Source organism: Micromonospora sp. CNZ309 (genome assembly GCF_002846525.1).
The window spans coordinates 4,519,226-4,542,884 of record NZ_PJNG01000001.1; the positions used below are offsets into that span (position 1 = coordinate 4,519,226).

The following is a 23,659-nucleotide window of genomic DNA, read 5'->3' on the forward strand; positions in this document are numbered from 1 at the left end:
TCGCCGACGAGGTGCCCCTTCCCCGCACCTCAGCTGAACAGGGGCCGGACCAGGAAGTACATCAGGGCGCCGATCGAGCCGGCGGCCGGGAAGGTCAGGATCCACGCGCCGACGATGTTGCCGGCCACGCCCCACCGGACGGCGGAGAGCCGCTTGGTGGCGCCGACGCCCATGATCGCCGAGGTGATCGTGTGGGTCGTCGAGATCGGCGCGCCGAGGACCAGCGCGTTGAAGTAGAGCACGCCGCTGGCCACGGTCTCGGCGGCGAAGCCCTCCGGCGGCCGGAGGTCGATGATCTTCCGGCCCAGGGTCCGGATGATCCGCCAGCCACCGGCGTACGTGCCGGCGGCCAGCACGGCCGCCGAGGTCCAGAACGCCCACTCGGGGATGAAGCTGGGGTCGTCCTGGTAGCCGCCGACGTAGAGGGCGAGCACCACGATGCCGATGGTCTTGGCGGCGTCCTGCATGCCGTGGCCGACCGACATGGCGGCGGCGGACGCGGTCTGCGCCCAGCGGAAGCCCCGGTTGAGTCGGCCCGGGTGCCCCTTCCGGAAGATCCACTGCACGGCGATCATGACGATGTAGCCGAGCAGGAAGCCGACCATCGGGGAGAGGACCATCGGGATGATCACGCTCTCCCCGATGCCGGTCCAGAGCACGGTGCCGGACGCGGCGACGGTCGAGCCGACCAGGCCGCCGATCAGCGCGTGCGACGAGGACGACGGCAGGCCGAAGTACCAGGTCACCAGGTTCCACACGATGGCGCCGATGACGCCCGCGAAGACGATGCCGAGGCTCGCTGTGCCGGTGGGCAGCTTCACCAGGCCGCTGCCGACGGTCTTGGCCACCTCGGCGCCGAAGTGGGCGCCGATGAAGTTGCCGACCGCCGCCATGGCCAGGGCCACCCGGGGTGTGAGCGCCCGTGTGGAGATGCTGGTCGCGATCGCGTTGGCAGCGTCGTGGAAGCCGTTGGTGTAGTCGAACGCCAGGGCCACCGCGATCACCGCCAGCACGGCGATGAGTTCGGGACTCACAGGATCAGGACTCCTTGACCGCGATGGTCTCGACGGTGTTCGCCACGTGCTCGAAGGCGTCGCAGGCGGCCTCCAGCTCGTCGGCGACCTCCTTCATCTTCAGCACGGTCAGGGCGTCGTACTCGCCGGAGAAGAGGCGGACCAGCAGCATCCGGTACACCTGGTCGCCGTCGTTCTCCAGCCGGTTGCACTCGATCCAGTAGTCCTCGAGGTCCTTCATCGACTTCAGGCGCGGCATCGCGTCGGCGGTCAGCTTCGCCTGGGCGTCCAGGACGTTGACCATCTCGTGCATCTCGCGGGGCAGCGAGGGAAGCTTGGTCAGGCCGTAGAGGTAGAGCAGGTTGCCGACCGCTTCGAGGTGGTCCATCACGTCGTCCAGCAGCGACCCGAGCCGGTAGATGTCCTCCCGGTCGAACGGCGTGATGAAGGTCGAGTTGATCTTCTTGTACAGCTCGTGGGTGATCTGGTCGCTGTCGTGCTCCACCTCGGTGAGCCGCTCGCTGACCGACTGCACCTCCACTCCCGGCAGGGCCAGCTCGTTGAGCAGCTCGGTGCCCTTCACCAGGTTCTGTGCGGCCCTGGTGAAGAGCTCGTAGAAGGCGCCCTCGTTCGGGCGGAAGGAAAACTTCACAGCACGGACCTCGTCGTGTCGGTGGAAGGGTGGCGGCCGCCCGGAGGGTGCCCGCCTGGGAATGCTAGGAAACGACGAAAGCGGAGATTCGGCGGCCTCCCCCTGGTCAGACCGCATTCACCAGTCGTTCACCCGCCGTTCACCTACGACGTTCTCTCCGATCCCAGCAGCCGCTCCCGTTCGCGCCGGACGTCGAAACCGGCAGGCGGATACCCGAGATCGAGGGTGTCGAACGTCTCGCGGAGCAGGTGCGCAACGGCCCAGTCGCGGTACCACTTGCGGTCCGCCGGCACCACGTACCAGGGCGCGGCGTCCGTGCCGCACCGGCTCAGGGCTTCGGCGTACGCGGCCTGGTAGTCGTCCCAGCGGGCCCGGGCGTCGACGTCCGACGGATCGTACTTCCAGTGCTTGCGCGGCTCGTCCAGCCGCTCCAGCAGCCGCCGGCCCTGCTCCGCGTACGAGATGTGCAGCAGCACCTTCACCATGGTCACCCCGGCGTCGGCCTGCTCCCGCTCGAAGGCGTTGATCTCGTCGTACCTGGCCTGCCAGATCGACTCGGGCACCAGCGACTCGACGCGCGCCACGAGGACGTCCTCGTAGTGCGACCGGTTGAAGACACCGACGTACCCGGGCGGCGGCAGCGCCCGCCGGATCCGCCACAGGAAGTCGTGCTGCAACTCCTCGGCCGTGGGCGGGCCGAACGAGCGCACGTGCAGGCCGAGCGGATTCATCGCGCCGGCCACCCGCTTGATGGTGCCGTCCTTGCCCCCGCAGTCCATCGCCTGGAGCACCAGCAGCACCCGCCGCCCGCCGGTCACACCGGCCCGGTCGGCGCCGCCGGCCGCAGCCGCCCCCTCGGCGCCGCCGGCCGCAGCCGCCCCCTCGGCACCCCCAGCCGACCCGTCCACGCCGGCAGCCGCGCCGACGGGTCGAGCCGGCTGCCGGGCCTTGGCGTCGGCGAAGAGCATCTCCTGCTGCCCGCCCAGTTCCGCGCCGATCAGCGTGACCTGGCCACGGGCCCACTCCTTGCGCTGCGGGCCGGTCACCTCCTGCCCGGGCAGCCCGGGCGTCGACCGGGAATCGACCGCCCCGAGATCGACCGCTCCGCCGGGCGCCACCCGCAGCAACTCCCGCATCGTCCCTCCGACCGGCCCCACGACAGCGTCGTGCTGACCCACGGCATCGCGGCCCGCGCCGCTCCCCTCAACCCCTCGCATCCCCGGATCATCACCCACATCCGCCCCACCCGCCCGGCAACCCCGCCCCGGCCCCGGGCCCGGCCCGCGATCCTGGGGGCACCCATGACGGGCGAGGTCCCCACTCAGCCCGCTACGCGGGGCACCACGACTGCGTGATCGACCGCAGTCTCGGGGTGTGGGGTCGGGGCGGGAGAATCGCGGGCGGGGCGGTACGCGCCCCGGCAGTGGAGCGGGGGTCGGCGTGCGGGAGATGGTGACGGAGTTCGAGGCCGAGCGGGGGCGGCTGCTGGGCGTGGCGCACCGGATGTTGGGCAGCCGCAGCGAGGCCGAGGACGCCGTGCAGGAGACGTGGCTGCGGTACGCCAGCGCGCTCGCCGACCCGGCGGCCCGCGCCGAGATCCGGCACCTCGGCGCCTGGCTGACCACCACCTGCGCCCGGATCTGCCTGGACGTGCTCCGCTCGGCGCGGGTGCGGCGGGAGGCGTACCCCGGCCAATGGCTGCCGGAGCCCGTGGTGACGCCGCTCGACCAGGGCCCGCGCCCCGACGGCTTCGCGCCCGACCCCGCGGAGCGGGCGGTCCGCGCCGATCAGGTCGGCACCGCCCTGCTGGTGGTGCTGGAACGCCTCGCACCGGAGCAGCGGGTGGCCTTCGTGCTGCACGACGTCTTCGCCGTGCCGTTCGCCCAGATCGCCGAGGTGCTCGGCACGACCGACGCCGCCGCCCGCCAGCTCGCCTCCCGGGCCCGCCGGGCGGTGCACGCGCCCGACGCGCCCCGGCACACCGCCGACGCGGTCGAGCAGCGTCACGTGCTCGCCGCCTTCGTGGCCGCTGTCGAGTCGGGCGACCTTGCCGCGCTGGTGCGGGTGCTCGCCCCGGACGTGGTCGCCGTCGGCGACAGCGGCGGCCACTTCCCGGCGGCCCGGCGGCCGGTGCTCGGTGCCGACGCGGTGGCCCGCTTCCTGCTGGGCCTGTTCGGGCGTGCCGGGCGCTACGGCGGAACGCTGCGCGCCCGTCGGGTGCTCGTCGACGGCGTCGAGGGCCTGCACCTGGAGACCCGGCACTCGGACGGCCGGCCGCTGCGGGTGGTGGCCGCCCTCGCCGTGGACGAGGGCCGGGTGACCGGGGTCTTCCACCAGCTGAATCCGGAGAAGCTGGGCGACCTGCCGCCGCTGACGGAGGAGGACGGCTGGCCGCCGCGCTGGTGACGGCCCGGGGGCCGATGCCGGCGGGTCAGACCACCAGGGCCAGCCACTTGCGGTACGACGTGGCGAACGGCTCGGCGCCGTCGCCCAGTGCGTCGAGGAGCCACCGGGCCGCCGCCTCGGCCTGCGTCACCACGTCGTCGGGGTAGCCGAAGCGGGCCCGGTGCTCGGCGAACTCGTCCTCGTCGCGCAGCTCCACGAGCCCGGTTGTCCGGCGGCGCACCACGTCGAGGTCGAGGTCGATGAGGTGGACGGTGTCGTCGTTCTCCCAGCGGGCCGGGCTGGCGATGTCGCAGTAGACCTCGCTGGTGCGCGGCGGGGGGTTGAACATGCCGGTCCACCAGGCGTGGTGCGGCACCAGGAGGACGAACGGGATCTGCTCCACCGACGGCCGGCCATGGTAGACGGACTTCGTGCCCTCGGTCACGCCGAGCCAGACGCCGAGGTCGTCCTCGGCGAGACGGCGGGCCGGGTAGTCACGGTGGGCGCTGCCGTCGTACTTGCGGTAGATCACGCGGACCACGTCGCTCGGCATGAATCGCACCCTAACCGATACCGCCCATCCGTCGCCGTACGGAAGTAACCGGACGCGGTCGGCGGGAGACCGTACCGTGACGACGCCACGCCCGGATCGGCGCGGCCGGTGTCGGGGACGGCGGGTACCGTCGCACGGTGACTCCGCGCCTCGCCACCGGTTCCGCCGCCCCCTCGCCCCGCACCGGAGGCCGACGGCGGGGCGCCCGGCCGAGCGGGGTCGAACTGCTCGCCGCCGCGGTCGGCGCGGTGCCGGGCGGGTCGGCGCGGCCCGGCCAGCAGCAGATGGCGACGGCCATCGAGGAGTGCGTGCAGGCGCGGGAGCACCTGCTGGTGCAGGCCGGCACGGGCACCGGCAAGTCACTGGCCTACCTGACGCCCGCGCTGACGGTGGACGGTCCGGTGGTGGTCTCCACGGCCACCCTGGCGTTGCAGTCCCAACTGGTCGACCACGACCTGCCCCGGCTCGCCGACGCCGTGGAGCCGGTGCTCGGCCGGCGGCCCACCTTCGCGGTGCTGAAGGGTCGGCACCACTACCTCTGCCTGGCCCGGCTGGACAACTCCACTGAGGACGAGCCGGAGGACACGCTCTTCGACGCCCCGGCCGCGCGCCCCGGCGGCGGCACCAAGTGGCTCGGCGAGGCGGGGCGGCTCGGCAAGCAGGTCCAGCGGCTGCGCGACTGGGCGGAGAAGACCGACACCGGTGACCGGGACGAGCTGGACCCGGGCGTCGACGACCAGGCCTGGCGGCTGGTCTCCATGCCGGCCCGGGAGTGCGTCGGCGCGTCCCGCTGCCCGTTCGGCGCGGAGTGCTTCGCCGAGGCGTCGCGGGCCCGCGCGCGGGAGGCCGACATCGTGGTCACCAACCACAGCCTGCTCGCGGTGGACATGCTCGCCGGCCGGCACATCGTGCCCCCGCACAAGCTGCTCATCGTCGACGAGGCGCACGAGCTGGCCGACCGGGTCTCCTCGGCGGCGCAGGCCGAGCTGGTGCCGGAGCTGATCGACCGCTCAGCGAAGCGGGCCCGCCCGCTGCTGCGGCCGGACGTCGCCGAGTCGCTGACCGCGGCCGGCGACGCCCTGGCGGTCGGGCTGGCCGAGGCGCCGGCCGGGCGGATCACCTCGGGGCTGCCGTCCGTGCTGCGCGAGGCGTGCACCCTGCTGGACGCGGCCACCCGGGCGGCGCTCGACGCGATCGGCGAGGTCAAGTCCGACGACCCGGACCCGGTGCGCAAGCAGCAGGCCAAGGCGGTGCTCGACGAGCTCTCCGCCACCGCGCAGCGGCTGCTGGAGGAGGCCGACCACGACGTCGCCTGGGTGGAGAAGAACGACAACACCGGTCGCCGGGCGCTGGTGGTCGCGCCGCTCTCGGTCGCCGGCACGCTCGCCACCCACCTGTACGACGAGCGCACGGTGGTCGCCACCTCGGCGACGCTGACGCTGGGCGGCCGGTTCGACACGGTGGCCCGGGCGCTGGGCCTGGAGGCACCCCCGGCCGACCCGCCGTCACCGGCCGCCGCCGCCCTGGCCGCCCGGTCCGCCGGGCGCACCGGCGCCGCCGCACCGGCACGAGGCACCCCGTCCGAAGGCGGCACCGCGCAGGGGGGCACCGCACCGGGTGGCGTGGCCGCAGGCGCGGCGGGGGCACCGGCGACCTCGGGGCCGGGCTGGCGCTCCCTCGACGTCGGCTCGCCGTTCGACTACCCCCGGCAGGGCATCCTGTACGTCGCCGCGCACCTGCCCCGACCCAGCGTCTCCGGGCTGCCCGACGCGGCCGGCGAGGAACTGCTGACGCTGGTCACCGCGCTCGGCGGGCGTACGCTCGGCCTCTTCTCCTCCCGACGGGCCGCGCAGCAGGCGGCGGAGCTGCTGCGCGCGCGGACCGACCTGCCGGTCCTGCTCCAGGGCGAGGAGGCGCTGCCGCTGCTGGTACGCCGGTTCCGCGAGGAGAAGTCGAGCTGCCTGTTCGGGGTGATGTCGCTCTGGCAGGGGGTCGACGTGCCGGGCGACTCCTGCCAGCTGGTGGTCATCGACCGGCTGCCCTTCCCCCGGCCGGACGAGCCACTGGCGGCGGCGCGGGCCGCCGCGGTGGACGCCGGCGGCGGGTCGGGTTTCGCGGCGGTCAGCGTGCCGATCGCCGCGATCCGGCTGGCCCAGGGCGTGGGTCGGTTGATCCGGTCGACGGGCGACAAGGGCGTGGTGGCGGTGCTCGACTCGCGCCTGGAGACCGCCCGGGGCTACGGGGCGTTCCTGCGCCGGTCGCTGCCGCCGTTCTGGTACACCACCCGGCCGGAGGTCGCCCGCGGTGCCCTCGAACGCCTCGCCAAGTCCTGACCCGCCCTGTCAGGGCGCCTGGGAGGCGACGACGACGGCGTCGGGCGGGGTGTCCGGGACGGTACGGGCGGCGAGCCGGCGCACGGCCGTGTTGAGCACGGCGATCAGCGGCACCGACACCAGCGCGCCGGTGATCCCGGCGAGGACCACGCCGGCCGCGATGCCGATGATGACCGCGAGCGGGTGGATGGCCACCGCCCGGCCCATGATCAGCGGCTGGAGGAGGTGCCCCTCCACCTGCTGCACCCCGATCACCGCACCGAGGATGATCAGCGCCGTCACCGGGCCGCTGTCGACCAGCGCGACCAGGACCGCGACCACGCCCGACAGGGTCGCTCCGACGATCGGGATGAACGCCCCGAGGAAGACCAGGGCGGCGAGCGGAAAGGCGAACGGGATGTCGAAGATGACGAGGAAGACGCCGATGCCGACCGCGTCGATGAAAGCGACCAGCACGGTCGCCCGGACGTAGGCGACCAGCGTCGCCCAGGACGCCCGCCCGGCGTCGTCGACCTTCCAGCGGGCGGCCACCGGCAGCAGCCGGACCAGGAACCGCCAGATCTTGTTGCCGTCGCGCAGGAAGAAGAAGGTGGCGAAGAGCACCAGCAGCGTGCCGGTCAACACCTCAGCCAGCGTGGCGGCCGTGGAGAGTGCGCCGCTGGTGAACCTCTCGGTGTTGTTGTTGATCCACTTCTGGCCCTCGTCGATGTAGTTGTCGAGCTGGCCGTCGGAGAGGTGCAGCGGCCCGGTCTTGAGCCAGTCCTGGATCTGCCGGACGCCCTCGGAGGACTTCTTGCTCAGCTCCGGCACGCCCTGGATGAACTCGTTCACCACCAGGGTCAGCGTGCCGATCACCCCGGCCAGGCCGCCCACCAGCACCACCGCCGTCGCCAGGGAACGCGGGAAGCGGGCCCGCAGCAGCCAGCCGACCGCCGGCGCGAGCAGCGCCGAGAGCAGCAGCGCGACGGCCAGCGGGATGACCACGATCCGGACGGTGCCGACGATCTTCAACAGCGCCCAGGCGACGACGCCGATCACGATCAGCCGCCAGGACCACGCGGCGGCGATCCGCAACGCGTGCGGCACGTCCGCGTCGTCGCGGCTGGAGGTGGAGTTGTGCATGGCACCGGGCGGCGGGGCGCCGACCACGGTCGCGGACGGCGCAGCCGCCGGTCCGGGGGACGTCGGCGAGGCCACGCCGGCCGGTTCGGGGGCGTCGGACGGGTCCGCGCGGCGGGCGCGCGCCGACTCCCGGCCCGACTCGTACGCGCGACGGAGCCGTCCGCGTATCTGCTCGAAGCGGCTCAAGCGCACCTCCTGGCAAGAGAACCGGCCCGCCCATGCCGATGGGCGGACAGGATACGTCCGACGACGCCACCGTAGGGCAGGTCCGCCACCCATTGCCCCCGGCCCCCGGCGCGTAACCGCCCACGGCCGGCCGACCGGGACACGGTAGCGTTTCCGGCGTGACCGTCGACCAGAATCTCGACTCCGGGCTGCCGATCCGCCTGCTGCACGACCGCGTGCTGGTGCGGATGGAGGGCAGCGAGGGTGAGCGACGCTCGACCGCCGGCATCGTGATCCCGGCGACCGCCGCCGTGGGCAAGCGCCTGGCCTGGGCCACCGCCGTGGGGGTTGGGCCGAACGTGCGCGCCATCGTCTCGGGCGACCGGGTCCTCTTCGACCCCGACGACCGCTCCGAGGTCGAGTTGCACGGCCGCGGGTACGTGCTGCTGCGCGAGCGCGACGTGCACGCCGTGGCCGCCGAGCGGGTGGAGAACGACTCCACCGGCCTCTACCTCTGATCCCGTCCCCTCCCGACCCGCCCGGATGAGGGCGTCGGTGCCGTTTGCGTCGCTCCCGGCCGGGAAGCCAGCCGCACCACCGGCCCTGGGGAGGGACGATGCCGGTACTCGTGAAGAAGATTCTGCTCTGGGGGAGCGTCGCGTTCCTGATCTACTTCATGGCCTTCCGGCCGGAGGGCGCGGCGGAGATGTTCAAGGCGATCGGGGCGGGACTGATGGCGATGGCGCAGGGCCTCGGTGACTTCCTCACCAGCCTGATGACCTGACGACCGGGGCTGGCCCGAGCGGGGCGGCCCCGGTCGCGGATCCGGGGTCCCCCGGCGTCCCGCGTCAGTGGTGGCCGGGGGGCCAGGGCGCCGGCGGGCGCTGGCCGTACCAGCCGGGCGGGCCGAAGCCGGCCGGGTGCGCCGGGGGCGGCGGCGGGACGAGCACCACCGGGATCGGCACGACGGGCTCGTCCGGCGCCTCGACCGAACGCTGCGTGCCGTCCGGGAAGCGCAGGTGGTAGCGCTGCCCGTCCCAGATCCCCACCGGCACCTGCGGGTCCCGGCCCACGAAGAACGACCGGTACGCGCCGATCGCCTCCAGCAACTCCCGTTCCTCCCGCGCGGTCCGCTCCCGGTCGGCCGGGCGCCGGTCCAGGCCGCGCAGCGCGCCGTCGCGCAGCAGCGCCAGCCGGGTCGCCGCGAACTGGTAGCCGCGCATCGCCTTCAGCCCGCCGTCGCCGGCCACCCGCTTGGCCCACACCCGGGCCGCGTGCCGCCGTCCCAGGCTGCTCAGCGCCGCCACCTCCGGTGGGGTCAGCCAGCCCGCCCGGACGTAGTCCGGCAGGGTGCGCTCGGTGAGCCGCCCCTCCCAGGCCCGTAGCCAGACGGCGAGCCCGACCATGCCGAAGAAGACCGGCACCATCACGCCGATGAAGCCGTACAGCATGATCAGGGTCTGGCCGGTGGCCTGGGTGAGCGTCGGCAGCAGGTTCCACAGCCCATGCAGCATCATCGCCAGCAGCAGCCCGGCGAGCGGGGCGAGCACCCGGACCCACCGGCTGGCGGTGCGCGCGGCGATGCCCAGCCCCACCCCCGTCATGGAGGTGAAGAGCGGGTGGGCGAAGCCGAAGAGCAGGATCCGGACGATGAAGATGGCGATCACCTGCTGGGTGCCGGTCGCCGGCCCGTACCGCTCCACGCCACTGGCGTAGCCGTAGCCGCCCAGGTAGAGGATGTTCTCCACCATCGCGAACCCGACCGCGGAGAGCCCGCAGTAGACCAGGGCGTCGGTGATCCCGGAGATCTCCCGGCGGCGGAAGATCAGGATCAGGATCGGCCCGAGGGCCTTGGTCAGCTCCTCGATGAACGGCGCCACCAGGACCGCGGTCAGCGCGGTGGGCAGCCCCCAGTCCTCGAACAGCCCGGCCGAGAACTCGTTGACGGTCAGCGAGGCCGCGGTGGAGACGAACGCGCCCCAGGCGAAGCAGAAGATCAGGTACTTGAGGGGTTCGGGCTCGTAGCGGTCCAGCCAGAGGAAACAGCCCACCAGCACCGGAACCGGGAGGATCGCGGCGACCACGCCGATCAGCAGCGCCTCGACGCCCAGGTTCTCCCCCAGCGTGAAGACCATGAACAGCGCGCACGCCGCGATGAACAGGACGGTGCCGGCCAGCACCAGGGCCCGACGCCACCCCAGCCGCCGCAGCGGCATCCGGGGCCCGGCCCCGCCGGGCGGCGGGAGGGCGGGCGCGGTCGGCGACGGCGGCAGGGGCGCGCCGGGCGGGGTGTCGGCCATGCGGTCAGCGTAGCCATCCCGGGCCGGCTGGTCCGGTCGCATCGACCCGGCTATGCTGCCGGCAGGTCACGAGCGCCAGCGTCAAGCCCCGGCTTGCTGGCCGGCAACCCTCGTCGAGTTCGCGGTGGGGTGCCCCGGGTGATGACCGGGCCCGGCCCGATCCGCGCGCCGGGCAAGCGCGGACCCCGCCCGTGTGCGCCCACCCGGGGTCCTGGACCCCGGAGGTCGGCCGTGACCGTCACCCTCGTACCTCCGCCCGCGCCGCAGCCGCCCGCCGTCGCCGGCCCGCTCGACGTGCTCGGCGTACCCGGGCAGGTGAACCTGGACTACGCGGCCACCGCGCCCTGCGCGCGGGCCGCGGCCGACGCGGTGGCCGAGCTGCTGCCCTGGTACGCCAGCGTGCACCGCGGCGCCGGGGCGCTGTCGCGGCGCTGCACCCTCGCCTACGAGCGCGCCCGGCAGACGGTCGGCGACTTCCTCGGCGCCCGCGCCGGCGACCACGTGGTCTTCACCCGCAACACCACGGACGCGCTGAACCTGCTGGCCCGGGCGCTGCCCGCCGGCACGACGGTGGTCACCTTCGGCGGGGAGCACCACGCCAACCTGTTGCCCTGGCCGCGTGGCTCGGTGCGGCTGCCGGTGCCCGGGGATCCCGCCGGGGCGGTACGCGCGCTCGACGCCGCGCTCGGCGAGCTGCGCAGGCCGGACGCCGCCGGCCACCGGCCCACCCGCCCCGGCGCCGGACACGGGCCGCCCGTGCTGGTGGCGGTGACCGCCGCCAGCAACGTGACCGGCGAGCGCTGGCCGGTGGCCGAGCTGGCCCGGGTGGCCCGACGGCACGGGGCCCGGATCGCGGTGGACGCCGCGCAGCTCGCCCCGCACGCGCCGGTCGACGTCGCCGACCTCGACGTCGACTACCTCGCGCTCTCCGGCCACAAGCTGTACGCGCCCTTCGGCGCGGGGGTGCTCGTCGGGCGGGCGGACTGGCTGGACGCCGCACCGCCGTACCTGGCCGGTGGGGGCGCCACCAGCCACGTGGGGGCCGCCACCCACGACGTACGGTGGGCGACCGGCCCGGCCCGGCACGAGGCGGGCACCCCGAACCTGCTCGGCGCGGTCGCCCTGGCGGCGGTCTGCGCCGCCCTGGCCGACGCCGACCGGGTCGCCCTGCACGACGCCGAGCAGGCCCTGCTGACCCGGCTGCGCGAGGGCGTCGCGGCCCTGCCGCACGTGGTGGAGCTGCGCACGTTCGGGCCGGCGGTGCCCCGGGTGGGCATCGTGTCGTTCGTGGTGGCCGGCCGGGACTCGGCACAGGTGGCGGCGGAGCTGGCCGCGACGTACGACATCGGGGTGCGCGACGGCCTCTTCTGCGCCCACCCGCTGGCCCGGCGGCTGCTCGACGAGGCGGCCGCCCGCAGCGGCCGGCGGGACCTGCCGCCGACCGCCCTGCGGGCCAGCATCGGCCTGGGCAGCACGACCGGGCACGTGGACCGGCTGCTCGCCGCCCTCGCCGCGCTGGCCTGACGGGCCCGGGAGGCGGCCCTGCCGGCCCGGGAGCCCTCTCTGCCCGCAGCGGCAGGCCGGGCCGGCGGGCGCGCGGGATCGACCGGCGAGGCCGGCGGGCGGGGCCGCGCGGCGCCGTCAGGCCTGCTCCGCCACGGCGGCCGGCGTGCGGCCGCGGGTGCGCTGGATCAGCACGACGCACGCCAGCACCGCCAGCGCCGCCGCGATCGAGGTGGGGGTGACGGCCTCGCCCAGCAGCAGCGCCGACCAGAGCAGGGTGAGCACCGGCTGCGCGAGCTGGATCTGGCCGACCTGCGCGACGCCGCCCCGGGCCAGGCCCGCGTACCAGGCGAAGAAGCCCAGGAACATGGAGACCGCGGTGAGGTATCCGAACGCGGACCAGGCGACGGCGTCGGCGCGCGGTGGGGCGGCCACGGCGGCGACGAGCGTGACCGGCACGGTGACCGGCAGGGAGAGCAGCAACGCCCAGCAGATCGTCCGGGCGCCGCCCAGCTCCCGGGCCAGCGCGCCGCCCTCGGCGTACCCCAGGCCGCAGAGCACGACCGCCGCGAGCAGGAACAGGTCGGGCGGGGCGAGCGCACCGCGCACCGCGCCGCTGGCGCCGAGGAAGGCGAGCACCGCCAGCAGCCCGCCGGCGCTGGCGACCCAGAACAGCGCCGGCGGTCGCTCGCCGGCGCGCAGCACGGCGAACACGGCCGTCGTGGCGGGCAGCACGGTGATGACGACCGCGCCGTGCGCGGAGGTCTGGGTGATGAGCGCCAGGGAGGTGAACAGCGGGAAGCCGACGACGACGCCGAGGGCGACGACGGTCAGCCGCCGCCACTGGGCGCGGGTGGGGCGCGGGGCGGCGGTTAGTCGCAGGTACGCCACCGCCAGCAGCCCCGCGCCGACGGCCCGGCCGAAGGCGACGAACCACGGGTCGAGCTGCTGCACGGCGACGCGGGTGGCGGGCAGCGACATGCTGAAGGCGAGTACGCCCAGCGCACCGAGGGCGAGACCGACCGTCCGGTCCGCCGTTACCGCGTTCCGGACAGTAGCGCTACTCTTGTCGTTCATGAATGACGGTAACGCAGCCCAGCGCGTCAGCCAAGATCTGCGTGGGCTCGTCGCCGGCGCCGAGCCCGGCACGCGGCTGCCCTCGGTGCGCGAGCTGACCGCCCGCCACCACGCCTCGCCGGTCACCGTCGCCGAGGCCATCCGGCAGCTCGTGGCCGAGGGTCTGATCGAGACCCGGTCCGGCAGGGGGACCTTCGTGGCCGCCCCGCCGCGCGAGTGGCGGGTGCCCGACCTGTCGTGGCAGACCGTGGCGCTCGGCCCCCGCCGGCCGGGCGAGGACGAGATGCAGGCGCTACTGGCGTTACCGCCCGCCGGAGCGATCCCGCTGTCGGGCGGCTACCTCGACGCGGAACTCCAACCCGCCGCCGCGCTCGGTGCCGCGCTCACCCGCGCCGCCCGGCAGCCCGCGTCCTGGCAGCGGGGGCCGGCCGAGGGACGCGCGGACCTGCGCGCCTGGTTCGCCCGCGAGGCGGGGGCCGGGCTGCGCGCCGAGGACATGGTGATCTGCCCGGGCGGGCAGGCCGCGCTGTCGTCCGCGCTGCGGGCGCTCGCCGCGCCCGGCGACACCCTGCTCGTCGAGTCGCCGACCTACCTGGGCGCGCTCGCCGCCGCCCGGGCCGCCGGCCTACGGGTGGTGCCCGTGCCCGCCGACGCCGACGGCGTACGGCCCGACCAGCTCGCCGCCGCGTTCGCCCGTACGGGCGCCCGGCTGTTCTACTGCCAGCCGCTGCACGCCAACCCGCACGGCGCGACCCTGGCGGGGCACCGCCGGGCCCGGGTCGCCGAGGCCGTACGCGACGCCGGGGCGTTCCTGATCGAGGACGACTACGCCCGCGACCTCACCATCGACGGCCAGGCCCCGCCGCCCCTGGCCGCCGACGACCCCGACGGGCACGTCGTCTACCTGCGCTCGCTGACCAAGTCGACCGCTCCCGGGCTGCGGGTGGCGGCGATCGGCGCACGCGGCCCGGCCGGCGCCCGGCTGCGGGCGGCCCGGCTGCTGGACGACTTCTTCGTCGCCGGCCCGCTGCAACAGGCCACGCTCGAGTTCGTCACCGCCCCGGCCTGGACGCGGCACCGCCGCGCCCTGCGCACCGCCCTGCGGGCCCGCCGCGAGGCGCTGCTGGCCGCGCTCGACCGGCACCTGCCGGAGCTCGTCGGGCAACCGGTCCCGCGCGGCGGCATGCACCTCTGGGTCCGCCTGCCCGAGGGCACCGACGACGTGGCGCTGGCCGCCGCCGCGGCCGCCGAGGGCGTCATCGTCTTCCCCGGCCGCCCCTGGTACGCCGCCGAGCCCCCGGCGGCGCACCTGCGCCTCACCTACGCCGCCGCCGGACCCGAGCTGATGGACGAGGCCGTCCGCCGCCTCGCCCGCGCCCTGCGGCCTGAGCGGGCCGGGCTCGCGGGTCAGCCGAGGGGCGGGGCGGCGGGCGGCTTCGGCGCGTCGTCCCGCTCCTCCTGCCCGCGCGACCGGTCCTGATCGCCGAAGGACTGCCGGACGCCGCGGTTGGCCTCCTCCTGCGTGATGCCGGAGGCCACCATCAGGTCGCTGGCGGTGGTGCGCACCTGCGCGACCACCACACTGCCGGAGAAGCCGACCCCCTCGGCGTACGCCCGGCCCGCCTCGCTGACCGCGCGCAGCGCCCGCTCCCGCGCCTGTTGCGGCTCGTCGCCGACGGCGAACTCGTGCTTGAGCAGGCGTACCGCCTCGGCGAGGTGGGCCACCGCGTCCGGCATCGTCTCCGGAATCGCCTCCTCGTCCTCGATCAGGGTGACCGCGCGCCGGGTCAGCGTGCCGGCGTTGCGCATCGCCCGGTCGATCGGGCCGGCGGCCTCGGCGTAGTGGGCGAGCTCGTCCCGCCGGTGCCACCGGGCCGGCGAGAGCATGGCGGTCTCCTTCGCCCCGTCGATGGCCTCGGTGAAGGCGGCCAGCTCCTGCTGGTTGTCGCGGAGCCGGTCCAGGGCCCGCTGGGCCTTGTCCCGGTCCCGGTCCCGCAGGGCGTCCGCGGTGGCGTCGATCTGGTCGGCGAGCAGGTCCAGGGCCGGCCGGGCGGCCCGGTTGATGACCCGCAGCGGATTGAGCGGCAGCAGGATCGCGGTGACCAGCAGCGCGATGCCCCCGCCCACGAACGCGTCGATGAACCGGGGGATCTCCAGGTTCTCGGTCGACGGGGTGAGCGTGACGATCAGCACCGCCGTGGCCGCCGCCTGGATGACGATCGCCACGCTGGCGCCGGCGAAGACGGTCAGCACGATGGCCAGGGTCACCACGAGACCGAGCTGCCACGGGCCGGTGCCGAGGAAGTAGATGAGGACGTCGCCGACGAAGACCCCGATCGCCACCCCGACGATCAGCTCCACCGTACGACGGAACCGCTGGCCGACCGAGGCGGCGAGGGTGCCGACCGCGGAGATCGGCGCGAAGACCGGCTGCGGGTTGCCGAGCAGCTCGTGCGCCGCCAGCCAGGACAGCCCGGCGGCGAGACCGGCCTGCACGGCGAGGCCCATCGCCATCCGCAGCCGGTGCAGCCGGTCGTGCAGGGTCGTCCTGCTGCGGTGCCGCAGGGTCTGCACGGCCTGGGCGACCCGGGCCGTGTCCAGCTCCTTGCCCCGATCGCGCAGGACGGCGCGTCGCACCCGTGAGGGTCGACGGTCCCGGGCCACGGCCATGGCGGGGACTACCCGTGCCGCGCCGGGTGAATCCTCGGCGCCCACGGCGGTACGGCAGACTCGGTCGGGTGGTTGACCTTCTCGACCGGTGGCGGGCCGCGGCCCGGGGAGCCGGGGCCGCCGACACCGCCGAGCTGACCCGGATCGGCGCGGACCTGCTGGCCCGGTGGGGGGAGCCGCACCGGCACCACCACGACACCCGCCACCTGACGGCCGTCCTCGACGTCGTCGACGCGTACGCGCCGGCCGCCGGGCGGCCGGACCTGGTGCGCCTCGCGGCCTGGTGCCACGACGCCGTCTACGACCCGCGCGCCGGGGGCGACGCCAACGAGCGCGACAGCGCGGCGCTCGCCGGCACGCTGCTCGCGCGGGCGGGCCTGCCGGCGGACGCCGTGGCGGAGGTGCGCCGGCTGGTGCTGCTCACCGCCGGGCACGCCGTGGACCCGGGCGACGCCGACGGATCGCTGCTCTGCGACGCCGACCTCGCGATCCTGGCCGCGCCCCCCGAGGCGTACGACCGCTACGCCGCGGCGATCCGCCGGGAGTACGCGCACGTGCCCGAGCCGGCCTTCCGGGCGGGCCGGGCCCGGGTGCTCGCCGGGCTGCTCGCCCTGCCGGCGCTGTTCCGGCTGCCGCCGCTGGCGCGGCGCTGGGAGTCGCCGGCCCGCGCCAACCTGACCCGCGAGCTGGCCGCCCTGTCCCTGCCCTGATCTCCTCCCCGCCGGGGCGGCCGGACGGTCGCCGACGGGGCGGGGGCGGCGGGTCGCCGGGGGCAGGGAACGGCAGCGGCGGTTCCCCGTGCGTGCAGGACGAGAGCGGCGGGTCAGCGCGGGCACAGGGCGGCAGCGGCGGGTCAGCGCGGGCGGAGGGCGGGAAGCGCGGCGTCGCCAGGCGAGCGGGAGGCGGGCGGTTCGGCGCGGGGATGGGTGGTGGGCGGTTCGGCGCGGGGATGGGTGGCGGGCGGTTCGGCGCGGGGATGGGGGGCGGGCGGTTCGGGGCGCGGGCGGGCCAGGTGCTTGGGGCGGCGCAGGCCGGCCTGGCGCAGCAGGCGCACCAGCTCCCGGCTCGGCACCACCCGCGCGCCCAGCCAGACCGCCATGGCGAACCGTTCGGCGGGGATGTCGTAGTGGTCCCGGTCGAACCCCCGCCGGGACACGCCCAGCGTCTCGGCGAAGACGTGCAGCTCGGCGGGCGAGACGTCGCTGATCAGGTGGGACCAGAGCCGCCCCCGCCACGGCCAGGCGGGCCGGTCCAGGTTGAGCATGCCGGCCAAGCTACCCGCGCCGGGGAGCGGTTGGTGATCGCCCGGGACCGGTCGTAGCCTCGGCGGCATGGCCGGATCCCCTCTCCTCGACGACCTGCGGGCGGCGCTCGGCGACGACGCCGTGCTGACCGACCCGGACCTGCTGCGCACGCACGAGCGGGACGAGGCCGACCTCTGCGCCGCCGGCACGCCCCTGGTCGTGGTCCGTCCGCGCAGCACCGCGCAGGTGGCCGCCGCGGTACGCGCCGCCGCGCGGCACGGCGTACCGGTCGTGCCGCAGGGGGCGCGCACCGGGCTGGCCGGCGCGGCCAACGCCGTCGACGGCGCGATGGTGCTGAGCACCGTCGCCATGGACGCCGTCCTGGAGATCGACCCGGTGAGCCGGATCGCCGTGGTGCAGCCCGGCGTGGTCAACGCGACGCTCGCCGCCGCCGTGGCGAAGCAGGGGCTGTGGTACCCGCCCGACCCCGGTTCCTGGGAGTCGTCGACGATCGGTGGGAACGTCGCCACCAACGCCGGCGGCATGTGCTGCGTCAAGTACGGGGTCACCACCGAGTACGTGCTGGGCCTGGAGGTGGTGCTCGCCTCCGGCGAGGTGCTGCGCACCGGCCGGCGTACCGCCAAGGGCGTGGCCGGCTACGACCTCACCCGGCTCTTCGTCGGCTCCGAGGGCACCCTCGGCGTGATCACCGAGGTGACCGTGGCGCTGCGGCCCGCCCCGGCGGAGTCGCTGACGATGGTGGCGGTCTTCCCGTCCACGGCCGCCGCCGGCGCGGCCGTCGCCGAGATCGCCGCCCGGGGACTCTCGCCCAGCCTGCTGGAGCTGCTCGACCGGACGCACCTGCGGGCGATCGAGGCCTACCGCCCGATGGGGCTGCGCACGGACGCGCAGGCGCTGCTGCTGGCCGCCGCCGACACCGGCTCCCGCGCGGCCGACGACCTGGCCGGGCTGGCCGCGGTCTGCGAGGCGGCCGGCGCCGACGAGGTCTACGCGGCCACCGACGCCGTGGAGGCGGCGGCCCTGTTGCAGGCCCGCCGGCTCGCCCACCCGGCGATGGAGAGGTTCGCGGCCCAGACGTACCCGGGCGGCAACGGCGGCCTGGTCATCGACGACGTGGCGGTGCCCCGGGGCGCCCTGGCCGCGCTGCTCGACGGGGTGGCCCGGATCGCGGTGGAGTGCGACGTGCCGATCGGCGTGGTCGGCCACGCCGGCGACGGCAACATGCACCCGAACATCGTGGTGGACCGGGCCGACCCGGCGAGCCTCGAACGCGGTCGGCGCGCGTTCGACGAGATCATGCGCCTCGGCCTGGACCTGGGCGGCACCTGCACCGGCGAGCACGGCGTGGGCCTGCTCAAGCGGGACTGGCTGGCCCGGGAGATCGGCCCGGTGGGCGTACGGGTGCACCAGGCGATCAAGGACGCCCTGGACCCGGCCGGCCTGCTCAACCCCGGCAAGGTCCTCTGACGGCGCGGCCGGCCGGCCCGGCGGCGACGGCGGGGGCACCGGCCGACCCGCGGACCGGGGCGGGCCCGGGCGTCAGGCGGTCGGCTCGGCCGGGGTGGCCTGGGTGAGCAGGAGCAGGATCTCGTGGGCGATCGGCGGGTGCTCCTCCCCCGGGCAGTCCTGCGACGTGACCAGGCCGGCCGAGGTGACCAGGCTGGAGGTGAGCGCGTCGATGCAGGTGACCTGGTAGCGCCGGACCTGGTCGGTCTCCTTCGCCAGCCCCGGGTCGGCGAGCAGTCCCTGGAGCCGGGTGACGTGCTCCGGGCCGAGGACGCCGGTCGACGTCACGCCGTCGCCGGCGCAGTCGACGCACTCCCACCTGCCGTCCGGTGCCACGCTGAGCGTGCGCAGCGGGCCGTTCGTGCCGACCCGCTGGAGGAGGCTGACCTCGCCCTTCCCGGCAGTCGCCGCGCCGCCGGGCCCCGATCGCGGCGACCCGGTGCCGGCCGGTCCCGGCGCGGGGCCGTCGTCGGCGTTTCCGGGCAGCGAGCAGCCGGCGATGGCGGCGACCAACAGGGCGGCGACAGGCACGCGTACCGCACGCGACCGGGAAGCGGAGGGCACGCGCCGGAACCTATCCCACCGCAGGTGGAGGCCGTAACCGCTGACCGGGGGTCGGGCGGTGAACGTAGGGGGTGACCGGGGCCCGGCCGGTCAGCGCGACGAGGACGGCAGTTCGGCCTGGTCGTCGTCGGCGCCCCGGTCGGCCGCGAAGCCCCGCACGTCGGGCGCGCCGAGTCGGGCGGCGTCGGCGGTGGCGTCGTCGGGCATCAGCTGGGACTGGCGTTCCGCCTCCACCCGGGCCCGGTAGTGCTCCACCTCGCGGGCCCGGGTCGCCTCGTCCCAGCCCAGCACCGCGCCCATCAGCTCGGCCGCGTGGCCCGCCGACTCCAGGCCCCGGTGCGTCGTCTCGAAGGAGATCCGGGTACGCCGGGTGAGCACGTCCTCCAGGTGCAGCGCCCCCTCGGCACGGGTCGCGTACGTCACCTCGGCGGCCAGGTATTCCGGGGCGCCGGCCAGCGGGGAGGCGAGCAGCGGATCCGCGTCGATCAGCGCCAGCAGGTCGCGGGTGAGGGTGCCGTAGCGCTCCAGCAGGTGCTCGATGACCCCGACCGGCACCCCGTGCCGGCGGGCCAGGTCCGCCCGGTCCCGCCACATCGCCGGGAAGCCGTCGGCGCCGAGCAGCGGCAGGTCGGCGGTGCGGGAGGGGCGTACGGCACCGAGCCGGTGGGCGGCCCGGTCGACCACGTCGGAGGCCATCACCCGGTACGTCGTGTACTTGCCGCCGGCGACCAGCAGCAGACCGAGCATCGGCTCGAAGACGGCGTGCTCGCGGGACAGCTTGGAGGTGGAGTCGGCCTCGCCGGCCAGCAGCGGGCGCAGCCCGGCGTACACCCCCTCGATGTCGGCCGTCGTGAGCGGCCGGTCGAGCACCGTGTTGACCTGCTCCAGCAGGTATCCGATGTCCCGCGCGGAGGCCGCCGGGTGGGACCGGTCCAGGCGCCAGTCGGTGTCGGTGGTGCCGATGATCCAGTGCCCGCCCCACGGGATGACGAAGAGCACGCTGGTGGCCGTACGCAGGATCAGCCCGGCCTCGCCGGTGATCGCCGAGCGGGGCACCACCAGGTGCACGCCCTTGGAGGCCCGGACGCGGATGCCGGGGCGTAGCCCGACGTCGTTCAGCATCCGCGACATGTCGTCGCTCCACACGCCGGTGGCGGCGATGACGGTGCGGGCGCGTACCTCGAACTCGGCGTCCGGGGAGCCGGCGGGCGCCTCCAGGTCGCGGACCCGGACGCCGGTGACCTCGCGGGCCTGCCGGATGAGCCCGACCGCCCGGGTGCTGTTCACCACGGTCGCGCCGAGGCTGGCCGCCGTGCGGGCCAGCGTCACCACCAGCCGCGCGTCGTCGACCTGCCCGTCGTAGTAGCGGATCGCGCCGGCCACCGCGTCGGCCCGCAGGCTCGGGAAGACGCGGCGGGCGCCCTCGCGGGTCAGGTGCCGGTGCAGCGGCATGCCGCGCCCACCGCCGAAGACTCCGGCGAAGGCGTCGTACGCCGCCACTCCGGCGCCGTAGTAGGAGCGGCGCAGCACCCGGGCCGGCAGGCCGCGCACGCCCCGCCCGTCGGGCAGCGGGACCAGGATGGGCACCGGCCGGACCAGGTGCGGGGCCAGCCGGGTGGCGAGCAGCCCGCGCTCGGTGAGCGCCTCGTGCACCAGGTGGAACTCCAACTGCTCCAGGTAGCGCAGGCCCCCGTGGATGAGCTTGCTGGAGCGGCTGGAGGTGCCGGCGGCGTAGTCGCGCGCCTCCACCAGAGCCACCTTCAGCCCTCGCGAGGCGGCGTCCAGGGCGGCGCCCGCCCCGGTCGCGCCACCGCCGATGACCAGCACGTCGAAGCGTTCGGCGCGCAGGCGGCGCAGGTCGGCGGCCCGGCGCTCGGGGGAGAGCTGGCCGGCCGTCGTTCGAGACACGTTGGGGTCACGCACCCGTCCACGGTAACCGTCGCCGCCACCGGGCGGCACGGCCCGTCCGCGCCGTACTGTCGCAGGATGGAGGTCGACCCCCCGTTTCCCGCCGGTCAGCCCGTCCCGCACCCGCCGGTCGCGCCGGGCCGGCCGAGCCCCTGGCCGGTGGTGGCGGCGGTGGTCACCGGCTGCTGGACCGTCGGGGTGGTCGTCGTGGGCCAGAGCGGCGGGTGGCTGGCCGACCAGGTCGTGCTGGCCTCCGGGCTGGACCGGGTGGTCTGGCTCTGGCCGGCGACGGTGCTGTTCACCGTGCTGCTGGTCGGCGCCCCCGCGCTGACGCTCGCCCTGCTGCCGCGCTCGGCGGCGGTCCGTGCCGCCGGCCGGGCCTGGCTGGCGGCGGCGCTCGTGCTCGGCGCGCTGGGGCTGCTCCGGGCGGTCCCGCCGGTGCACCACGAGGCGTACCTCGCCGCGCTCGCCGCCACGGCCGGCCTGGCCGCCCTCGTCCTGCGGACGCTGGGCCGCCGCACGGCCGCCGCACCGCCCGGGGCGTCGGCGTCCGCCGCCACAATGCCCGCGACGCCCGGGGCGTCCGCGCCGGCCGCCACGCTGCTCGGGGCGGCCGGCGGGCTGGCGCTGCTGCTGCCCTGGGTCTGGGTGGGGGCGCTCGGCGGGCTGCTGGAGACGGTGCTCGCCGGGGTCGCGGCCGCCGGGGTCGCGGCCGCCGCGGTCGGCGTGCTGGCCGGGGAGCTTCTCGACGGCGCCTTCTGGTCCCGCTCCGCCGTCGGCGAGCCGCCCCGGCCGGCCCCGTCGGTGCTGGTCGGTGGGCTGGCCGCCGGGGTCGCGCTGCTGCTGCTCGCCGCCGGGGTCGGGCAGTCCGGCGCCCAACTGCCCCTGCTGCTGACGCTGCCGCCCGCCGGCTTCGCGCTGGCGGCCCTGCACGTGGCGGCCCGGCCGCAGGCCGGCACCCGCCACCACCCGCCCGCCAGCCCGGTCGACCCGACGCCGGGCGCGGTCGACCCGGCCGGTCCGGGACCGGGCGCCGCCGCCGGCGGGGCGGAGGCCGCCGTACGGCCCGCGGTCCGCTGGCTGGTCGGGCTCGGCGTACTCGGCCCGCTGGCCCTCACCGACCCGGAGGAGATCACCCTCGTCCTGGCCGGCACCCGCGACGTGCCGTTCTGGGTGGCGGCCGCAGCCGGCGCGGGGCTCGCCGTCGCGGCCGTCCTCGCCGTGGCGTACGGCGTACTGCTGACCCGGGGCCGGCGGCCGAGCCGGCGGGTCGCCGGGGTGACCGCCGGCGTGCTGCTCGTCGCGGTCGGGGCGGTGGCCGTCGGGGCGGGCCAGCCCGGCCTGCACGGCGAGCGGCTGTTCGTGGTGCTGCGCGAGCAGGCCGATCTCGCGGGCGTGCCGGCGACGACCGGCCGGGCCGGCCGGGACGCCCGGGTCGGCGAGGTCCACCGGCGGCTCATCGCGACCGCCGAGCGGACCCAGGCCGACCTGCGCCGCGACCTGCGCCGGCTGCGGCTCGACCACACCCCCTACTACCTGGTGAACGCGGTCGAGGTCGAGGGTGGGCCGGCGGTACGGGCCTGGCTGTCGCGCCGGCCGGAGGTGGCCCGGGTGCTGGTCAGCCAGCGGGTGCGACCGTTGCCCGCGCCGGCCGGCCGCAGTCGCGGCACCGCGCCCGCGCCGGCCGGACCGGAGTGGAACGTCCGGATGCTCGGCGCGGACCGGGTCTGGTCCCAGCTCGGGGTTGACGGCTCCGGGATCGTGCTGGGCAGCTCCGACTCGGGCGTGGACGGCGGGCACCCGGCGCTGGCGGGCGGCTTCCGGGGCGGCGACGACTCGTGGCACGACCCCTGGAACGGCACCCGGGTGCCCACCGACGAGGGCGGGCACGGCACCCACACGGCGGGCAGCGCCGTGGGGCGGGGCGGCATCGGGGTGGCCCCGGGCGCCCGCTGGGTCGGCTGCGTGAACCTGGACCGCAACCTCGGCAACCCCGCCTACTACCTGGACTGCCTCCAGTTCATGCTGGCGCCCTTCCCGCCGGGCGGGGACCCGTTCACCGACGGACGCCCCGCACGCGCCCCGGACGTGCTCACCAACTCGTGGGGCTGCCCGTCGATCGAGGGCTGCGACCCGGGGGTGCTCCGGCCGGCCACCGCGGCCCTGGACGCCGCCGGCATCCTGGTGGTGGCCGCGGCCGGCAACACGGGGCCCTACTGCGGCTCGATCGACGACCCGCCCGCCCCGTACGCGGACGTGCTGACCGTCGGCGCGGTGGACCGGCAGCGCAAGGTCACCCTGTTCTCGTCGCGGGGCCCGGTGCCGGGGGCGGCCAAGCCGGACCTGGTCGCGCCGGGCGACGAGGTGCTCTCGGCGATGCCGGGTGGCGGGTACGCCACCCTGAGCGGCACGTCGATGGCGACCCCGCAGGTGGCCGGCGTGGTGGCGCTGATGTGGTCGGCCAATCCGGCGCTGGTCGGCGACCTGCCCCGCACCCGGCAGATCCTGCGGGACACCGCGACCCGGGCCGTGGCCACGTACGCGTCGGCGACGCAGACCTGCGGCGGTGACCAGAACATCACCGGCGCCGGCCTGGTCGACGCGTACGCGGCGGTGCGGGCGGCACGGGGGTGAGGGGCGGAG

Annotated in this window: 19 protein-coding genes, 2 pseudogenes and 1 riboswitch; of the genes and pseudogenes, 10 read left to right on the plus strand and 11 right to left on the minus strand. The window is 75.9% G+C overall.

Annotation, left to right across the window (positions count from 1 at the left end):
• Window positions 1-29: 29 nt before the first annotated feature.
• From CLT72_RS18950 to CLT72_RS18960, 3 genes are all read right to left on the minus strand, one after another.
• Window positions 30-1,034: an inorganic phosphate transporter gene (locus CLT72_RS18950; RefSeq protein WP_088998169.1), complete on the minus strand. Its 1,005-nt coding sequence runs from the start codon at window positions 1,032-1,034 to the stop codon at window positions 30-32.
• Window positions 1,035-1,038: 4 nt separating this feature from the next.
• Entirely contained in the window at window positions 1,039-1,665 is a 627-nt protein-coding gene (locus CLT72_RS18955) for a DUF47 domain-containing protein (RefSeq protein WP_088998168.1), read from the minus strand.
• A 143-nt stretch (window positions 1,666-1,808) separates the two neighbouring features.
• The gene (locus CLT72_RS18960; RefSeq protein ID WP_101412936.1) at window positions 1,809-2,801 is read right to left on the minus strand and encodes a PPK2 family polyphosphate kinase; all 993 of its coding nucleotides are present in this window, start codon (window positions 2,799-2,801) and stop codon (window positions 1,809-1,811) included.
• 313 nt (window positions 2,802-3,114) lie between these two features.
• Here CLT72_RS18960 and sigJ point away from each other — a divergent pair, with 313 nt between their 5' ends.
• Window positions 3,115-4,071, plus strand: a complete 957-nt coding sequence (gene sigJ, locus CLT72_RS18965; protein ID WP_358164690.1) for an RNA polymerase sigma factor SigJ — start codon at window positions 3,115-3,117, stop codon at window positions 4,069-4,071.
• A gap of 25 nt (window positions 4,072-4,096) precedes the next feature.
• Here the strand turns inward: sigJ and CLT72_RS18970 are convergent, their stop codons facing one another.
• The gene (locus tag CLT72_RS18970) at window positions 4,097-4,603 is read right to left on the minus strand and encodes a DUF402 domain-containing protein (RefSeq protein WP_088998166.1); all 507 of its coding nucleotides are present in this window, start codon (window positions 4,601-4,603) and stop codon (window positions 4,097-4,099) included.
• A gap of 69 nt (window positions 4,604-4,672) precedes the next feature.
• Between CLT72_RS18970 and CLT72_RS32900 the strand changes: the two are divergent.
• Both CLT72_RS32900 and CLT72_RS32905 read left to right on the plus strand, forming a co-directional pair.
• A pseudogene (locus CLT72_RS32900) lies at window positions 4,673-6,093 on the plus strand (ATP-dependent DNA helicase); the annotation flags it as partial.
• Window positions 6,094-6,240: 147 nt separating this feature from the next.
• Window positions 6,241-6,936, plus strand: a pseudogene (locus CLT72_RS32905) (ATP-dependent DNA helicase); the annotation flags it as partial.
• Window positions 6,937-6,945: 9 nt separating this feature from the next.
• On the opposite strand, the gene CLT72_RS18980 reads toward CLT72_RS32905, so the two are convergent.
• Complete coding sequence (locus CLT72_RS18980) at window positions 6,946-8,244, minus strand: AI-2E family transporter (RefSeq protein WP_350822380.1); 1,299 nt, start codon at window positions 8,242-8,244, stop codon at window positions 6,946-6,948.
• A gap of 158 nt (window positions 8,245-8,402) precedes the next feature.
• Between CLT72_RS18980 and CLT72_RS18985 the strand changes: the two genes are divergently transcribed.
• Window positions 8,403-8,741: a GroES family chaperonin gene (locus CLT72_RS18985; protein ID WP_101412940.1), complete on the plus strand. Its 339-nt coding sequence runs from the start codon at window positions 8,403-8,405 to the stop codon at window positions 8,739-8,741.
• 98 nt (window positions 8,742-8,839) lie between these two features.
• The gene (locus CLT72_RS32335) at window positions 8,840-9,007 is read left to right on the plus strand and encodes a hypothetical protein (protein WP_165947924.1); all 168 of its coding nucleotides are present in this window, start codon (window positions 8,840-8,842) and stop codon (window positions 9,005-9,007) included.
• Window positions 9,008-9,071: 64 nt separating this feature from the next.
• On the opposite strand, the gene CLT72_RS18990 is transcribed toward CLT72_RS32335, so the two are convergent.
• A complete protein-coding gene (locus tag CLT72_RS18990; protein WP_101412941.1) occupies window positions 9,072-10,565 on the minus strand; it encodes a PrsW family intramembrane metalloprotease in 1,494 nt (497 codons plus the stop codon).
• A 22-nt stretch (window positions 10,566-10,587) separates the two neighbouring features.
• Window positions 10,588-10,708, plus strand: a riboswitch (SAM riboswitch).
• Window positions 10,709-10,754: 46 nt separating this feature from the next.
• Between CLT72_RS18990 and CLT72_RS18995 the strand changes: the two genes are divergently transcribed.
• Window positions 10,755-12,047, plus strand: a complete 1,293-nt coding sequence (locus CLT72_RS18995; protein ID WP_101412942.1) for an aminotransferase class V-fold PLP-dependent enzyme — start codon at window positions 10,755-10,757, stop codon at window positions 12,045-12,047.
• Window positions 12,048-12,164: 117 nt separating this feature from the next.
• Here CLT72_RS18995 and CLT72_RS19000 read toward each other — a convergent pair whose 3' ends face one another.
• On the minus strand, window positions 12,165-13,103 hold the full coding sequence (locus CLT72_RS19000; RefSeq protein ID WP_101412943.1) for a DMT family transporter: 939 nt from the start codon (window positions 13,101-13,103) through the stop codon (window positions 12,165-12,167).
• On the opposite strand from CLT72_RS19000, the gene CLT72_RS19005 reads away from it, so the two are divergent.
• On the plus strand, window positions 13,102-14,583 hold the full coding sequence (locus CLT72_RS19005) for an aminotransferase-like domain-containing protein (protein WP_101412944.1): 1,482 nt from the start codon (window positions 13,102-13,104) through the stop codon (window positions 14,581-14,583). The two genes, CLT72_RS19000 and CLT72_RS19005, sit on opposite strands and share 2 nt — an antisense overlap.
• Here the strand turns inward: CLT72_RS19005 and CLT72_RS19010 are convergent.
• A complete protein-coding gene (locus tag CLT72_RS19010; protein ID WP_250101511.1) occupies window positions 14,511-15,767 on the minus strand; it encodes an FUSC family protein in 1,257 nt (418 codons plus the stop codon). The genes CLT72_RS19005 and CLT72_RS19010 overlap by 73 nt on opposite strands.
• A gap of 74 nt (window positions 15,768-15,841) precedes the next feature.
• On the opposite strand from CLT72_RS19010, the gene CLT72_RS19015 reads away from it, so the two are divergent.
• Window positions 15,842-16,483 carry an HD domain-containing protein gene (locus tag CLT72_RS19015; RefSeq protein WP_101412946.1) on the plus strand — a complete coding sequence of 214 codons (642 nt, stop codon included), beginning with the start codon at window positions 15,842-15,844 and terminating at the stop codon, window positions 16,481-16,483.
• Between the two features lie 143 nt (window positions 16,484-16,626).
• Here the strand turns inward: CLT72_RS19015 and CLT72_RS19020 are convergent, their stop codons facing one another.
• Window positions 16,627-17,037: a DUF4031 domain-containing protein gene (locus CLT72_RS19020; RefSeq protein WP_101412947.1), complete on the minus strand. Its 411-nt coding sequence runs from the start codon at window positions 17,035-17,037 to the stop codon at window positions 16,627-16,629.
• Between the two features lie 67 nt (window positions 17,038-17,104).
• Here CLT72_RS19020 and CLT72_RS19025 point away from each other — a divergent pair, with 67 nt between their 5' ends.
• Window positions 17,105-18,505: an FAD-binding oxidoreductase gene (locus CLT72_RS19025; RefSeq protein ID WP_088998157.1), complete on the plus strand. Its 1,401-nt coding sequence runs from the start codon at window positions 17,105-17,107 to the stop codon at window positions 18,503-18,505.
• 72 nt (window positions 18,506-18,577) lie between these two features.
• Here the strand turns inward: CLT72_RS19025 and CLT72_RS19030 are convergent, their stop codons facing one another.
• Window positions 18,578-19,075: a hypothetical protein gene (locus CLT72_RS19030; RefSeq protein WP_250101502.1), complete on the minus strand. Its 498-nt coding sequence runs from the start codon at window positions 19,073-19,075 to the stop codon at window positions 18,578-18,580.
• A 123-nt stretch (window positions 19,076-19,198) separates the two neighbouring features.
• Window positions 19,199-21,016, minus strand: a complete 1,818-nt coding sequence (locus CLT72_RS19035; protein WP_101415261.1) for a glycerol-3-phosphate dehydrogenase/oxidase — start codon at window positions 21,014-21,016, stop codon at window positions 19,199-19,201.
• A 78-nt stretch (window positions 21,017-21,094) separates the two neighbouring features.
• On the opposite strand from CLT72_RS19035, the gene CLT72_RS19040 reads away from it, so the two are divergent.
• Entirely contained in the window at window positions 21,095-23,650 is a 2,556-nt protein-coding gene (locus CLT72_RS19040) for a S8 family serine peptidase (RefSeq protein WP_101412949.1), read from the plus strand.
• Window positions 23,651-23,659: the final 9 nt, after the last annotated feature.